Source organism: Mycobacterium bulgaricum (genome assembly GCF_041287165.2).
Taxonomy (GTDB): Bacteria; Actinomycetota; Actinomycetes; order Mycobacteriales; family Mycobacteriaceae; genus Mycobacterium; species Mycobacterium bulgaricum.
This window is the reverse complement of record NZ_JBGGKV020000004.1, coordinates 377,856-392,237: the sequence shown is the minus strand read 5'-3', so window position 1 is coordinate 392,237 and position 14,382 is coordinate 377,856. Positions and strand designations below refer to the sequence as shown.

Annotated in this window: 12 protein-coding genes and 1 pseudogene; 3 read left to right on the top strand and 10 right to left on the bottom strand. The window is 67.8% G+C overall.

Features of this window, described 5'->3' with window-relative positions:
• Positions 1 to 5: 5 nt before the first annotated feature.
• From ACAG24_RS15020 to ACAG24_RS14995, 6 genes are all read right to left on the bottom strand, one after another.
• Positions 6 to 908, bottom strand: coding sequence for a tyrosine recombinase XerC (locus tag ACAG24_RS15020; RefSeq protein WP_370473008.1), 903 nt, complete (start codon positions 906 to 908; stop codon positions 6 to 8).
• Between the two features lie 32 nt (positions 909 to 940).
• Positions 941 to 2,101 (bottom strand): lactate 2-monooxygenase, encoded by a 1,161-nt coding sequence (locus ACAG24_RS15015; RefSeq protein ID WP_370473007.1) that lies wholly within the window; start codon positions 2,099 to 2,101, stop codon positions 941 to 943.
• A gap of 36 nt (positions 2,102 to 2,137) precedes the next feature.
• Positions 2,138 to 2,992, bottom strand: a complete 855-nt coding sequence (locus tag ACAG24_RS15010; protein WP_370473006.1) for a siderophore-interacting protein — start codon at positions 2,990 to 2,992, stop codon at positions 2,138 to 2,140.
• A 63-nt stretch (positions 2,993 to 3,055) separates the two neighbouring features.
• The gene (dprA, locus tag ACAG24_RS15005) at positions 3,056 to 4,183 is read right to left on the bottom strand and encodes a DNA-processing protein DprA (protein ID WP_370473005.1); all 1,128 of its coding nucleotides are present in this window, start codon (positions 4,181 to 4,183) and stop codon (positions 3,056 to 3,058) included.
• Positions 4,183 to 5,691, bottom strand: coding sequence for a YifB family Mg chelatase-like AAA ATPase (locus ACAG24_RS15000; protein ID WP_370473004.1), 1,509 nt, complete (start codon positions 5,689 to 5,691; stop codon positions 4,183 to 4,185). The genes dprA and ACAG24_RS15000 overlap by 1 nt, the downstream gene beginning before the upstream one ends.
• The gene (locus ACAG24_RS14995; protein WP_370473003.1) at positions 5,691 to 6,062 is read right to left on the bottom strand and encodes a YraN family protein; all 372 of its coding nucleotides are present in this window, start codon (positions 6,060 to 6,062) and stop codon (positions 5,691 to 5,693) included. The genes ACAG24_RS15000 and ACAG24_RS14995 overlap by 1 nt, the downstream gene beginning before the upstream one ends.
• Positions 6,063 to 6,201: 139 nt before the next feature.
• Here ACAG24_RS14995 and ACAG24_RS14990 point away from each other — a divergent pair, with 139 nt between their 5' ends.
• Both ACAG24_RS14990 and ACAG24_RS14985 read left to right on the top strand, forming a co-directional pair.
• A complete protein-coding gene (locus ACAG24_RS14990) occupies positions 6,202 to 7,032 on the top strand; it encodes a DUF1206 domain-containing protein (RefSeq protein ID WP_370473002.1) in 831 nt (276 codons plus the stop codon).
• A 59-nt stretch (positions 7,033 to 7,091) separates the two neighbouring features.
• Positions 7,092 to 9,593, top strand: a complete 2,502-nt coding sequence (locus tag ACAG24_RS14985) for an AMP-binding protein (RefSeq protein ID WP_370473001.1) — start codon at positions 7,092 to 7,094, stop codon at positions 9,591 to 9,593.
• Here ACAG24_RS14985 and ACAG24_RS14980 read toward each other — a convergent pair.
• From ACAG24_RS14980 to ACAG24_RS14970, 3 genes and pseudogenes are all read right to left on the bottom strand, one after another.
• Positions 9,553 to 10,374, bottom strand: coding sequence for an acyl-CoA thioesterase (locus tag ACAG24_RS14980; RefSeq protein WP_370473000.1), 822 nt, complete (start codon positions 10,372 to 10,374; stop codon positions 9,553 to 9,555). The two genes, ACAG24_RS14985 and ACAG24_RS14980, sit on opposite strands and share 41 nt — an antisense overlap.
• Positions 10,371 to 11,579 (bottom strand): CoA transferase, encoded by a 1,209-nt coding sequence (locus tag ACAG24_RS14975; protein ID WP_370472999.1) that lies wholly within the window; start codon positions 11,577 to 11,579, stop codon positions 10,371 to 10,373. The genes ACAG24_RS14980 and ACAG24_RS14975 overlap by 4 nt, the downstream gene beginning before the upstream one ends.
• Positions 11,580 to 11,611: 32 nt before the next feature.
• A pseudogene (locus ACAG24_RS14970) lies at positions 11,612 to 12,351 on the bottom strand (HAD-IIA family hydrolase).
• Between the two features lie 260 nt (positions 12,352 to 12,611).
• Here ACAG24_RS14970 and ACAG24_RS14965 point away from each other — a divergent pair.
• Positions 12,612 to 13,061 carry an Hsp20/alpha crystallin family protein gene (locus ACAG24_RS14965; protein ID WP_370472998.1) on the top strand — a complete coding sequence of 150 codons (450 nt, stop codon included), beginning with the start codon at positions 12,612 to 12,614 and terminating at the stop codon, positions 13,059 to 13,061.
• 57 nt (positions 13,062 to 13,118) lie between these two features.
• Here the strand turns inward: ACAG24_RS14965 and ACAG24_RS14960 are convergent, their stop codons facing one another.
• A complete protein-coding gene (locus ACAG24_RS14960) occupies positions 13,119 to 14,360 on the bottom strand; it encodes a lipase family protein (protein ID WP_370472997.1) in 1,242 nt (413 codons plus the stop codon).
• Positions 14,361 to 14,382 lie beyond the last annotated feature (22 nt).

The following is a 14,382-nucleotide window of genomic DNA, read 5'->3' as shown; positions in this document are numbered from 1 at the left end:
GCGATTTAGGCGCGCGGGTGGGCCTGGTCGTGCACCGCGCGCAACCGCGCCACCGTGACATGGGTGTAGAGCTGGGTGGTCGCGAGGGTGGAATGGCCCAGCAGTTCCTGCACCACACGGAGGTCGGCGCCGCCCTCGAGTAGGTGCGTGGCGGCGCTGTGGCGCAGTCCGTGCGGACCGATGTCAGGTGCCCCGGCGACCGCGGCCATCGTCTGGTGCACCACGGTGCGCGCCTGGCGGGGATCGAGTCGCCCGCCGCGGGCGCCGAGTAGCAGCGCGGCCTCCGAGGTGGCCGTGACGAGTTCGGTCCTTCCGTGGGTCAGCCACGCGGTCAGGGCGGCCTGGGCGGGTTGGCCGTAGGGCACGGTGCGCTGCTTGTTGCCCTTGCCCAGCACTCGCAGAAGTCGGCGCGAGGTGTCGACGTCGTCGACGTCGAGTCCGCACAGCTCGCTGACGCGAATGCCGGTCGCATAGAGCATCTCGACGATCAAGCGGTCCCGCAGGGCAAGTGGATCACCCTCCTGCGCACCGCTTTTCGCGGCGTCCATGGCATCGATCGCCTGATCCTGCCGCAGCACCGCGGGCAGGGTGCGACGCGCTTTGGGTACCTGCAGCCGGGCCGCGGGATCGTTGTCGATGAGCCCGCGGCGAAGCGCCCATGCGGTGAAGGTCTTGACCGAAGAGGTGCGGCGGGCCAGCGTGGATCGGGCGGCCCCGGCGCCGGCCTGGCCGGCCAACCAGGACCGCAGCACCGGAAGCGTCAGGCCGCGCAAGCTGGCGGCCGCATCCCGCGCGGCGACGAAGTCGAGCAGAGATCGCAGATCACCCAGATAGGCACGGCGCGTGTGCTCCGAGCGGCCGCGTTCCAGCTCGAGGTACTGGTCGAACTCCTCAAGCAGGGTCTCCACCGACCCACCGTCGCAGACCGTGCCGCAGTGTTCTACAGGACGCGCCGCACCGTGTCCGGAGTGAGATCCGCCAGCGATCGATACCCGTCCACGGCCATGATGAGGTCGGTCTCGGCCAGCAACGACCGCAACACGTGGACGAGTCCGTCCTCGCCGCCCATGGCCAGTCCATAGGCGTAGGGCCTCCCGATGCCGACCGCGGTCGCGCCCAGCGCGAGCGCCTTGACGATGTCGGCGCCGCTGCGGATGCCGGAGTCGAACAGCACGGGCAGGCCGTCGGCGGCCTCGACCACGTCGGGCAGACAGTCGATCGCGGGCAGTCCGCCGTTGGCCTGGCGGCCGCCGTGGGTGGAGCAGTAGATGCCGTCGACCCCACCGTCTTTGGCGCGCCGAACGTCATCGGGGTGACAGAGGCCTTTGAGCAGCAGCGGAAGGTCGGTCAGCGACCGCAGCCACGGCAGGTCGTCCCAGGTCAGAGGATTGCCGAAGAGTCCGGCCCATTGCAGGACCGCAGCCTGCGGGTTCTCCTCGGGCGTCTGGGCGAGCAAGCCACGGAACACCGGGTCGCTCAGGTAGTTCGACAGGCAGCGGCCGCGCAATTGAGGAAAGTTCGCGGTGGACAGGTCGCGGGGACGCCAGCCCGGGATCCAGGTATCGAGGGTGACGACGATCCCCTTGTAGCCCGCGGCTTCGGCGCGGTGGACGAAACTCGCCGCCAGGTCGCGGTCGGTGGGGGTGTACAGCTGGAAGAAACCCGGCGTCTCGCCGAATTCGGTGGCGATGTCCTCGATGGGGTCCTCGGTCAGCGTCGACACCATCATCGGAACGCCGGTGCGGGCGGAGGCGCGCGCCGCCTCCAGGTCGCCGTGCCCGCTCTGCGAACAGATGCCCGCGACGCCTATCGGCGCCATGAAAACCGGCGACGGCAGCGTCAGGCCGAACAGGTCGACGGTCAGATCGCGCTCCTTGGCGCCGACCATCATCCGCGGCATCAGACCCCAGCGATCGAAGGCGGTGCGGTTGGCGCGCTGAGTGTTCTCGTCCCCCGAGCCGCCGGCGACGTACGACCAGACCGACGGAGCCATCGCCGCCTCGGCTTTGGCTTCCCAACTCGCATAGTCCATGGGAAATGTCGGCATGATGCCGGACAGGCCCTGCAGGTAGATCTCGAGCTGATAGTTACCGAAGGTCATGACGTAAGCCTGCCATCGACCGGCCGCGCATCCGTGTTATTTCGACTCTGCCTCAGCGAGTTCCCGCTTCCATTCGCGGAACGTCTCCTCGGTGCGGCCGCGCCGCCAATAACCCGAGATCGACGATGCCCACCGGGCATCGACTCCGCGTTCCTTGCGGATGTAGGGCCGCAGGTTGTGCATCACGGCCTGGGCTTCGCCGTGGATGAATACCTGCACCTGACCGGGAAGCCACGCCGCTTCCTTGACCGCGGTGATCAACGGCGCGTGGTCACCCGCATTGTCTTCGGCCACCAAATCGGCACGGCCGCCGCGATAGATCCACGACACTTCGACACCTGCGGGCGCCTTGAGCTCGACCTGGTCTTCGGGGCCGGCGACCTCGATGAACACCTTACCGATCGCGTTGTCCGGCAGGGCTTCCAGCGCGGTGCTGATCGCCGGCACGGCTGATTCGTCACCGGCGAGCAGATGCCAGTCGGCCTGCGGGTCGGGCGAGTAGGCCCCGCTGGGACCCATGACGAACAACCGTCGACCCGGCGTTGCCGACGCCGCCCACGGACCGGCGATGCCGTGCTCCCCGTGGACGACGAAGTCGATGGTGATCTCCCGCCGGTCCGTATCGGCGTCGCGCACCGTGTACGTGCGCACGGTGGGGCGCTTCTCGGGGGGCAGCTTGGTGAAACTGTCGAGTGTCAGCTGACCGCCGAACGACGTCAACGAGCTGACGTCGATATCGTCGTCCACGAAGACCAGCTTGACATACGAGTCAGTGTTGTCGCTGGGCTTGAATGTGTCGAATCCGTTGCCGCCGAGCACAACTCGAACAACATGCGGGGTCAGCTGCTCGGTGCGCACAACCTCGAAGGTGTGCACGGGACGTCCTGCCACTTCGTTTCCTCCACTGCTTAGCTCTCGTCTCGACTATACGAGCGCCCAGCCCGCCGCAGGCTCCTAGCGTTTTGCCAGCTTCCAACAGCCGTTCTCCTGGATCGCGAGGCCACGCACGTTCAGCATGGTCAGCGGCCCGAGCACCTGCGTCGCGGGTTTTCCGGCAGTGACGGCGATCTCTTCCACGCTGCGCGTGCCACGCCCTGGCAGCGCCTCGTAGACGGCGAGTTCGTCGTCGCTGAGGCCGTCCAGGTCGCTGACCGGGCGTTCATGTTCGGGTGCGAACTCACCGATTCTGCCCACCAGCTCCACGACCTCGGCGGCACGGCTGACGAGGATGGCCTTGCGATCGCGGATCAGGACGTGGCAGCCGATCGACGACGACGACGTGATCGGGCCGGGTACCGCACATACGATTCGCCCCAGCGCGTCGGCCCATCCCGCGGTGTTGGCTGCGCCGCTGCGGATCCCGGCCTCGACGACGACGGTTGCCTTGCCGAGTGCTGCCACCAACCGGTTGCGCGTGAGGAACTGCCTGCGGGTGGGCCGTGTCCCCGGCGGATACTCGCTGACGAGCAGCCCCTGTTTGCCCACCCTGTGCAGCAGCGCGGAATGCCCTGCCGGATAGGGCACGTCGAGGCCTGCGGCGAGCACTGCGACGGTCTCGCCGTCGGATGCCAGCGCGGCGCGATGCGCCGCTCCGTCGATGCCGTAAGCCCCACCCGACACGACCGCGACATCCTTTTCGACCAGACCCGCGGTGAGGTCGGCGGTGGCGTACTCGCCGTAATTGGTCGCCGCACGGGTCCCGACGATGGCGGCGCTGCGATCCTGGATGTCGCTCAGCCTCGACGGTCCGAGAACCCAGAGCACCAGCGGTGGCAGCGCGTGGGGCCGCTTCGTCCGGTCCACGGTGCGAAATGCCTGGAACGCCAGGTACGGCCACTCGTCGTCGCCGTCTGTGAGCAACCGGCCCCCCATCCGGTCGAGGACCTCGAGATCCTCTGCAGCGCAGTCGAGGTCGCGGCGAGCCTCGGTCGCCTTTCGCAACTTGTCGTGGACATCCCCGCGCCGGATCCGTTCCGCCGCCGCCACGACTCCTTCGCCGGCCACCAGGGCGGCCAGCTGTTCGTTCGGGGGTTCGGCGACGCGGGAGACATACGCCCACGCCCGCCGCTCGACCTCGTCCATCACAGACCACCCACTCCTCGAAAGCTCATCGCCGTTGCGACGTCGTCTTTGCCCGGCGAGCCGCGTCCCGCGAGGTCGGCCAACGTCCACGCCACACGCACCGTGCGGTGCATGCCTCGGATGCTCAGCGACCCTCGGTCGACAGCCGTCCGCAGCGGCTTCATCGCCTCAGCGCCCAGCGCGAACTCGCGCCGCAGCAGCGCACCGCTGACCTCGGCGTTGGTCGTGAAGCCGTAGGGACGCCAACGCTCGGCGGCCGCCGCACGAGCGGCCCACACCCGTTTGCGGACAACAGAAGTCGGCTCACCTTCGACGTCGTCGAACGTCCCCTCGCGCGACGCGTGCATCTCGACGCGAAGGTCGACTCTGTCGACGAGGGGACCCGAAAGCTTGGTGCGGTAGCGGCGCCTCTCGGCCGCCCCGCACATACAGTCACGCGGGTCCGGAGGAGCACATGGGCACAGGTTGGCCGCCAGCACAAGCTGGATCCGGCAGAGGTAACGCGCGACCCCTTCTCGGCGAGCGATCCGGATCTCGCCGTCCTCCAGCGGTGTACGCAGTGCCTCAAGGGCATTGGCATTGATCTCGGCGAATTCGTCGAGGAACAGGACGCCGCGGTGGGCGCGGCTGACCGCACCGGGGCGGGCCATCCCCGATCCCCCGCCGACAAGCGCGGCGACACTCGACGTGTGGTGGGGAGCCACGAACGGCGGCCTCGTGATCAACGGCGCGTCACCGGTCAGTGTGCCTGCCACCGAATGGATGGCGGTGACCTCCAGCGACTCGGCATCCGACAATGGCGGCAGCAGGCCGGGAAGACGTTGCGCCAACATCGTTTTCCCTACACCGGGAGGGCCCGTCATCAACAGGTTGTGTGCGCCCGCTGCCGCCACCTCTATCGCATAGCGCGCATGCGTCTGCCCGACGACGTCGGCGAGGTCCACCGCCGCCTCCGGCGCTTCCCGAGGACTGTCGACGCGTGCGTCGAGATCCCCCTTGCCGATCAGCCAGGCCTGCAGCTCGCGGAGACTGCGGGTGCCCCATACCTCGATGCCGTCGACCAGGCTGGCCTCGGCCAGGTTGTCGATCGGCACCACCACCGCCGGCCAGCCTTGACGCTGCGCCGCAAGGACAGCAGGCAGCACACCCTTGATCGGCCTTACCCGACCGTCGAGGGCGAGTTCGCCGAGCAGCACCGTCTTTTCCAGGCGCGGCCACGACTTCTTCGCATTCGCCGACAACACCGCGGCGGCCAGGGCGATGTCGTAGACCGAACCCATCTTCGGCAGGGTCGCCGGCGACAACGCCAGCGTCAGCCGCGCCATCGGCCACGTGAAGTGGCAGTTGGTGATCGCCGCACGCACCCGGTCACGCGACTCCCGCAGCGCCACATCGCCCAGCCCCACCAGATGCACCCCAGGCAGACCCGCGGTGATGTCGGCCTCGATCTCGACGATCTCACCTTCCACACCGCGCACCGCCACCGAGAACGCCCGCCCCAACGACATCACCCCACCCCCCGAATGTGGACGATCTCAGGGTCACGCCTGCGACCCATCCGGACCGTCACGACGTCGACACGCACCGAGGCCCAACTCCCGTCCTGCTGCGCCAACCACAACCCCGCGAGGCGACGCAGCCGACGCACCTTCTCCGGAGTCACGGCCTCAGCGACGCCGCCGAACTGATCACTGGTGCGGGTCTTGACCTCGACGAACACCACGCCGCGTGACGGATCGTCGGCCGCGACGATGTCGAGCTCGCCATAGCGGCACCGCCAGTTGCGCGCGATCACCCGCAAGCCCAAGCCCCGCAGGTAGTCCGCTGCGAGTCGCTCGCCCAACGCCCCGATCTCGGCCCGGCTCTCTGTTCTGGTCATGCCCACACACTGCTGACCGCAGCCGACAACACCGTCGATTCATCCCCAAACCCGAATCCATCCCCAGCACACCGGAATCGCAGTTTCACCAACGTCAAATCCGGGGTACACGCCACCATCAGCCGACCAGGAGGACATGATGGCCACCCGCACCCCAGGGGGATCGATGCCGCGCTCGCTACACGGCGCTGCCGACCGCGCGACCGACAGCAACACCTTGGAGAAACTCGCCCGCATCGGCTTCGCGGCCAGCGGTGTGCTCCACCTTCTCGTCGGCTACATTATCGCCCGGCTCGCGTTCGTGGGAGGCGGCGGCAACGCAGACCAGTCCGGCGCACTGGCCACCCTGGGAAGCCAGACGGGCGGCGCGATCATGCTGTGGGTCGCCACAGCCGGCCTCGTGGCCCTCGGCCTGTGGTACGTCGCCGAGGCGATCATGGGCTCCAAACCCAGAGACGGCGAGGACAAGCCGGGCTGGAAGCGGCTCAAAGCGCTCGGTCTCGCCATCGTCAACTTCGCGATCGCGTTCTCCGCAGCCCGGTTCGCGATGGGCAGCGGCCAGTCGAACGCACAGCAGAACGCCGGTCTGTCCGCCCAGCTGATGCAGTCCACCTGGGGTAAGGCTCTGTTGATCGCCGTGGGCATCGGAGTGGCCGCCGTCGGCGCCTACCACGTTTACAAGGGCGCATCGGAGAAGTTCCTCGACGAGCTGCGCGTCTCGGGCGGTAAGGCCATCACCCCGATCGGCGTCACGGGCTACGTCGCCAAGGGCCTCGTCCTCGCCGGCGCCGGTCTCCTTGTCATCCTCGCCACCATCCAGGCAGACCCGTCGAAGGCGACCGGTCTGGACTCGGCCGTCAAGACACTCGGACAGGCACCCTTTGGCAAGTTCCTGTTGATCGCCGCCGCGGTCGGCATCGCCGCATTCGGCATCTACAGCTTCATCAGGAGCAAATACAGCCGCATGTGAACGAGGTAGCCGATACGGACCTGGGCTGGGCGCCAGTGCCCTAAGGTTATCCTTACCGAATGAGTCGGCTCGTCGATCACCTGCGCAGTCATGGTGACCGGATCGCGGTGCTCACCGGCTCCGATCAGCTGACCTACTCTGCGCTCGCCGACCGCGTCGACGCCTTTGCCGCCGCGCTGGGACCGCGGCGGCAGCTCGTTCTCATCGAGACCCGCAATGACGTCGCCACACTGATCCGCTACCTGGGCGCCCTTGCCGGTCGACATGTCGTCCTTCCCGTTCCCGACGGACGCGATCACGCCGACATCGTCGCCACCTATCGGCCCGACGTCGTCATCGACAGGACGGGCGTTCACCGGCGCGGCGACGCCGGACACGTACTGCACGACGACCTCGCGCTACTGCTCTCCACCTCGGGTAGTACGGGATCCCCGAAGCTCGTGCGCCTTTCGCACTCCAACCTGACCGCCAACGCCGCCTCGATCGCCGAATATCTCGCTATCGACGAAAATGACCGCGCTGCAACCACATTGCCGATGTCCTACTGTTACGGACTCTCGGTCATCCACAGCCATCTCCTGGTCGGCGCGGCACTGATCCTGACCGAACACTCCGTCGCGGACCCTGAATTCTGGGAACTGTTCCGCCGCCACGGCGGCACCTCCTTCGCCGGCGTCCCCTACACCTTCGAACTCCTCGAACGCGTCAACTTCCCCGCGATGAATCTCCCGCGCCTGCGCTACGTCACGCAGGCCGGCGGCAAGATGGCGCCCGACCGCGTGCAGCACTTCGCCACCGTGGCACAACACCACGGCTGGCAGCTGTTCGTGATGTACGGAGCCACCGAGGCGACCGCTCGAATGGCCTACCTGCCACCGCATCTGGCACGGAGCCGCCCCACTGCCATCGGAGTCCCGATACCGGGCGGCGATTTCTCGATCGAGAAGCTCGACGAGTGGCCCGACGACGGTGCGGGGGAACTGGTCTATCACGGACGTAACGTCATGATGGGCTACGCCCGATCCCCTGCCGACCTCACGCTCGGAGCATCACTCGACGCGCTCCGCACCGGAGACATCGCGCGCCGGGCCGACGACGGGCTCTACGAAGTCATCGGCCGTCGAAGCCGTTTCGTCAAGATGTACGGCTTGCGGATCGACCTCCAGCAGCTCGAGACGACGCTGCGTCGCGACGGGCTGCAGACGTTGTGCACCGACCGCGACGAACGGCTCGCCGTGGTCGCGGCCGGTCATCGCGATGCCGACGACGTGCGCCGGGCGGCGGCGACCGCCGCAGGGATCCCGGCCGGGGCCGTCGACGCCGTCGTCGTCGCCGAACTTCCCCAGCTGCCATCCGGAAAGCCCGACTACCCCACGGCGCGCGCCCTGGCGGCCGACGCCGCCGCCGAGGCGGCGGAGCCCGACGGCGACCTGCGCGCGCTGTTCGCCGATGTCCTGCACGTCCCACCCGCCGCCATCGACGACGACGCCAGCTTCGTCGACCTCGGCGGCAACTCCTTGACCTACGTGACGATGTCGGTGCGACTCGAACGGACGCTGGGCTACCTACCCGCCGATTGGCAGCGGAAGTCGTTGCGCGAACTGGCCGCTGCACCCGCACCGATGCGCCGGTGGTGGCAGTCCTGGGGAAGCACGCTCGAAACCAGCGTCGCCCTTCGTGCCGTGGCGATCGTGCTCATCGTCGGATCCCACGCCGACCTGTTCAATATGTGGGGCGGCGCGCACATCCTGCTCGGCGTGGCCGGGTACAACTTCGGCCGGTTCTGCCTGACCCCGTTGCCGCGTACCGTCCGAGTTCAGCACCTCCGCACGACGATCGCGTGGATCGCCGTGCCCTCCCTCGCGTGGATAGCGCTCGCGCTGATGATCACCGATGATTACCACCCGTCGAATCTGCTGCTGGCCAACAAGTTTCTGGGTCCGCATGACAGCATGACCGCCGGCCGGCTGTGGTTCGTCGAGTTGCTGGTGTGGACGTTGATCGCGCTCGCCGCACTGTTCTGGCTACCTGCGATGGACCGGGCGGAGAGACGGTATCCGTTTGGGCTGGCGATGGCTTTCCTCGCTGTGGGTATCGCACTGCGCTATGACGTGCTCGGCCTCGAGCTGGGCCGCGACGCGTGGTTCACGATGTTGGCCTTCTGGTTTTTCGCGGTCGGCTGGGCCGCGGCGAAGGCGAGCACCACGGTCCAGCGCGCAGCGGTGACGGTCGTCCTGGCCGCCTGTCTGCACGGCTACTTCACCACCACCGTGCGCGAACTGCTCGTGCTTGGTGGGCTTGCCCTGCTGATCTGGCTCCCCGCGGTCCGCTGCCCCTCGGGACTCGCCGTCGCCGCGGGCGTGCTCGCGGAGGCGTCGCTGTACGTGTATCTGACCCACTACCAGGTGTATCCGTTGTTCGGCGACCAGCGTCTGGCCGGCGTGGTGGCGTCTCTCGTCGTCGGGGTCGTGCTGGCCGCGATGGTCACCCAGGGGCGTCAGCGGCTGCGGGACCGACGGCTCACAGCGGGGGATTCGGTGCGGGCTCCCGCTCTGCGATGAGTCCTTCCTGGACCATGGTCGCTGCGACGACGCCGTCCTGACGGATCAGGCTGGCGCTCACGACGCCGCGGCCGCGCGCAGCGGCAGGTGAGCGGGCTTCGAGGAGGTTCCACTGATCAGCGCGCACGTGCTGGTGGAACCACACCGACGAATCGGTGGTGCCACTGCGGTGGGTTCGCGAGCGCATCGAGTGGCCGTGTACCCGCAGCGCGGGGTCGATCAGATAGACGTCGGTGACATAGACCGCGATCAGCGTGTGCAGCAGCGGATCCCCGGGCAACTCGACGTCAGCCCTCCACCACAGCCGCCGGACGAATTCGGCGCCGGAGCCTTGGTCGACGACGCGGATGTCGAGTTCGTCGAGAGGCATAGACGGTGCGGGACCCGCGGGACCGGTGGAAGGCAGCGCGTCCGGATCGTCGGGCAGCTGGTCCCGTCGGCCGTGCTCGGGGCCGGGCAGCGGCGCGGCGAAAGACACGGTAGCGGTGGTCAGTAGACGCCCGCCCTGGGACGCGTCGACGCGGCGCGACGCCGCGGTCCGACCGTCGTAGGTCTGGACGACGCCGTAGTCGACGGGGTCGCCGGCCTCGCCGCCGCGCAGGAATTGCAGATGCATCGCGGTCGGCGCCTTCGCGCGGTCGACGGTGCGGGCGGCTGCGGCCAGGCTCTGTGCGACCAGCTGGCCACCGTACGCGCGCTTGCCTTCCGGACCGCTGGCCGCACCACGCCATGTCTGCGCTCCGGCGTCGGCGACATCGAGGAGGTCGAGCAACCTGCTCATGCCACCGTGCCCGATCCGCGCAGTTCGTCGATCTGGGCGCTGTCGAGTGACAGCCAATCCGCCAGCACCGCGTCGGTGTCGTCGCCGAGGGCAGGCGCCGGGACCGCCTTCGGATAGACGCCGTCGATCGACACCGGCATCCCGGCGGCGTGGTGACGGCCCACTCGCGGCTGATCTAGCTCGGTGAACAGCGGGTTGTCGGTGACGCGAGGATCCGAGGCCGTCTCCGCGAAACTCTGATAGCGCTCCCAGAGCACCGACGTGGCCGACAGCGCCGCCGCGATCTCCGCGCCGGTGTGGGTGCTGAACCATTCCGCGTACAGCGCGCTGAGCGCATCGCGGTGACGATAACGCTCCCCTTCGTCGGAGAGGTCGGCACCGAGTGACTCCGCCAGTGCCGCTACGGCTTCCGTCGTCTCGGTCAGGGTGTTGAGGTCGCGGAAGTGCCTGCCTGTGAGCGCCACGACCATGAACGCGACACCGTCGCTGCTGGTGAAATTCTGCCCGTAGGTGCCATACACGGCATTGCCGATGCGCTGACGGGAGGTGCCGTTGATCATCGCCTCGGTCAGCAGGCCCAGGTTGCCCGCCGTCGCGAGGGCGACGTTCTCAAGCGGGATGCTGATCTGCTGGCCCTCGCCGGTGGCGTCGCGGTGGTGCAGTGCCGTGACCACCGACAGCGCCGCATAGAGCCCGCAGCTGACATCCCAGGCGGGAAGCACGTGGTTGACGGGGGTAGCCAGCCCCGCCGGGCCGGTGACGAGCGGGAACCCGATGGCCGCGTTGACGGTGTAGTCGACGCCGGTACCGCCGTCGGCCCGCCCGGAGATCTCCACGTGGATGAGATCCTGCCGACGCCCGCGCAGTGCTTCGTAGGAATGCCATTGACGGCCAGCGACATTCGTGATGAACACACCGCTGTCGGCGACCAGCTTCGCGACCAGGTCCTGGCCGTCGTCGGAGCGCATGTCGACCGCCAGCGATCGCTTGCCCTTGTTCAGTCCCGCCCAGTAGATGCTGTCGCCGGCCTCGGTGAGCGGCCAGCGTTTGTAGTCCGCGGCACCGCCGACGGGGTCGACGCGCAGCACCTCGGCGCCGAGCTGGGCCAAGGTCATGCCGGCCAGCGGAACGGCGACGAAACTGGAGATCTCGACGATCCGCACGCCGGCCAGTGGCCGCGCCGGATCAGGCCCTGGTTCGGTCATCCGCTCAAGCTAGCAAGCTCACCCTTCGGTGCTCAGATGAGCTCGATCGCCTCGGCGATGGAAGGCAGAACTCGGCTCGGCCGGAACGGGTAGCGCTCGACATCGTCGATCGTGGTCGACCCGGTGAGGACCAGGATGGTCTCCAGCCCGGCTTCGATGCCCGCGACGACATCGGTGTCCATGCGGTCGCCGACCATGACCGTGCTCTCCGAGTGGGCCTCGATCCTGTTGAGCGCGCTGCGGAACATCATCGGGTTGGGCTTGCCGACGAAGTAGGGTTCGCGCCCGGTGGCCTTGGTGATCATTGCGGCGACGGATCCGGTGGCGGGTAACGGACCTTCGGCGGACGGCCCGCTGACGTCGGGGTTGGTCGCGATGAAGCGGGCCCCGCCCAGGATCAGGCGGACGGCCTTGGTGATCGCCTCGAATGAATAGGTGCGCGTCTCGCCGAGCACGACGAAGTCGGGAGCGACGTCGGTCAGCGTGTAGCCGGCTTCGTGCATTGCGGTGGTCAGACCGGCCTCACCGATGACGTAGGCCGAGCCGCCTGGCAGTTGATCGGCGAGGAATGTCGCGGTCGCCAGCGCCGACGTCCAGATGGCGTTCTCGGGGACAACGAGGCCCGATCGGGCCAGCCTCGCGGCGAGGTCGCGTGGCGTGAAGATCGCATTGTTGGTGAGCACAAGGAAGGGACGCTCACGATCGACGAGGCGTTGCAGGAACTCGGCGGCCCCGGGAGGGCGTGTTCCTCGCGGACGAGTACCCCGTCCATGTCGGTGAGCCAGCACAGCGGTGTGGTGCGCACGAGTTCAGTCTGTCAGCTGCGGACGGGCACTGCGAGCTCGCAATGATCCGCATCGTGGTCCTGACCCCAAAGCTCCACTGGGACAGTGGAAGAGTCTCAGAAAGAGTTCAAAAAAATCCAGGAATCAGGACTAGCACTCGCCGGACTCGAGTGCTAATCTCGGCATCGCACAGTGATTTGGTCGCCCGCCAGGGTGGCGGGCTCTGAGACATAGGAGGTGGATTACTGTGCTTCGTTTTGATCCGTTCAGTGACATCGACGCTCTGACCCGGGGCCTGCTCGCCAGCCAGAGCGGATCGAATCGTGCGCCCCGGTTCATGCCGATGGACCTCTGCAAGATCGACGACCACTACGTGCTGACTGCCGACCTGCCCGGTGTCGACCCCGGTTCGGTCGACATCGATGTCGACAGCGGCACATTGACGATCTCGGCGCACCGCACCGCCCGATCCGAGGACTCGGCGCAATGGCTGGCCAACGAGCGGTTCTTCGGCCGATACCGCCGCCAGCTCTCGCTCGGCGACAACGTGGACACCGGAGCCATCACCGCGACGTACGAGAACGGAGTTCTGACGGTGACGATCCCTGTGGCCGAACGCGCCAAACCACGCAAGATCGAGGTCAGTCGCGCCGGCTCGCAGACATCGATCGAACCCAACACCGTCGACGCCGACTGATTTTCAAACCTGCTGTCGCCCAGGGCGGTTCGGCACCGCCGGACCGCCTTGGGCCCGTTATCGGCGCAGGGATCGGGCGTATCGCGGGATCCCCGCGGCTAATCCCGGCAGACCCTGGTACGTCCGAGGGTTGAGCACGGCGGGCCAAGAGCTGCTGTCGTGGCGGTGATCGCGCGCGCGGAATCTGCGCTCGAGCCACCGCAGGCTCAGCGGGACCGCGAACGGATACAGCAGGAGATGGTCCGCCAATGGATCGCGGTGATACTTCACCGTCGCTCCGCCCTGGGTGTAGTAGCGGACCAGCGCATCGACGTCGGCTACGTCGACGATTCTGTCGTGTACGCCCTGGATCATGAGTACCGGCATAGCAGGCGTGGACTGACCAAGACGTGTCATCTCGAACACGCGCCGCAGTTCGGGCAGCGCGAACAATTCGTCCAGCGTCATATCGACGTAGTCGGCGATATCGGCATTGCGCAGCCGCCGAATGGCCGCCCCGGTCGACATCTGCTCGATCTCGGTCAGCAGTGCCTTCCCCGAGTCGGTGGCGTGCTCGTCGACCACCTTCTGCGCCTCGGGGAAGACGTGGACCAGCGACGCGATCATGAGTGCGGCCAGACCGGCCCACGCTGTGGAGTTCAGCCGTCGCGCAACGTTTTCCGGATCCACCACCGGTGAGCCGAGCACCGCACCGACCAGCGTCAGCTCCGGCGCGTAGTCGGCAGCCGCCTCGGCTGCCCACCCGGTGGCCAGGCCACCGCCCGAGTAACCCCACATCGCCATCGGCGCCTCAGGCGACAGACCGAGTTCGGCATGTCCCACGGCCGCGCGCAGACCGTCGAGGACCCGGAAACCGGCCTCGTACGGTGCGCCCCACATACCCTGCAGCCCTTCGTGATCCGGGATCGACACGGCCCATCCGCGCGCAAGCGCGGCTGCCACGAAAAGGAATTCGGCCTGTACCGAAGCGCCCACCACCTGCGAACCGAGGCGAAGGGCATAGGACGGGAAGCAGCGCGCGGCGACGGCGTCGATCGCGCACTGGTACGACAGGATCGGGCAGGTCTCCGGCGCACGGCCCCGTGGGACGACCACCGTGGTGACGGCGGCCTCCGGTACACCGTGGGCGTCGGTGCTGCGATACATCAGCTGCACGGCCGAGCCATGCCGGACGCGGCCGAAGAACGCCAAGGGAACACGTCGACACCTCAGTACCGTGCCCGGCGCGAGGTCGCCCAGGCCCGGTGGAGGCGCGTAGAAGTCGTCGTCGCCGGGCATCGGCACAGCGCCATTACTCATGTCGCCCACTGGTGCGGGAGCA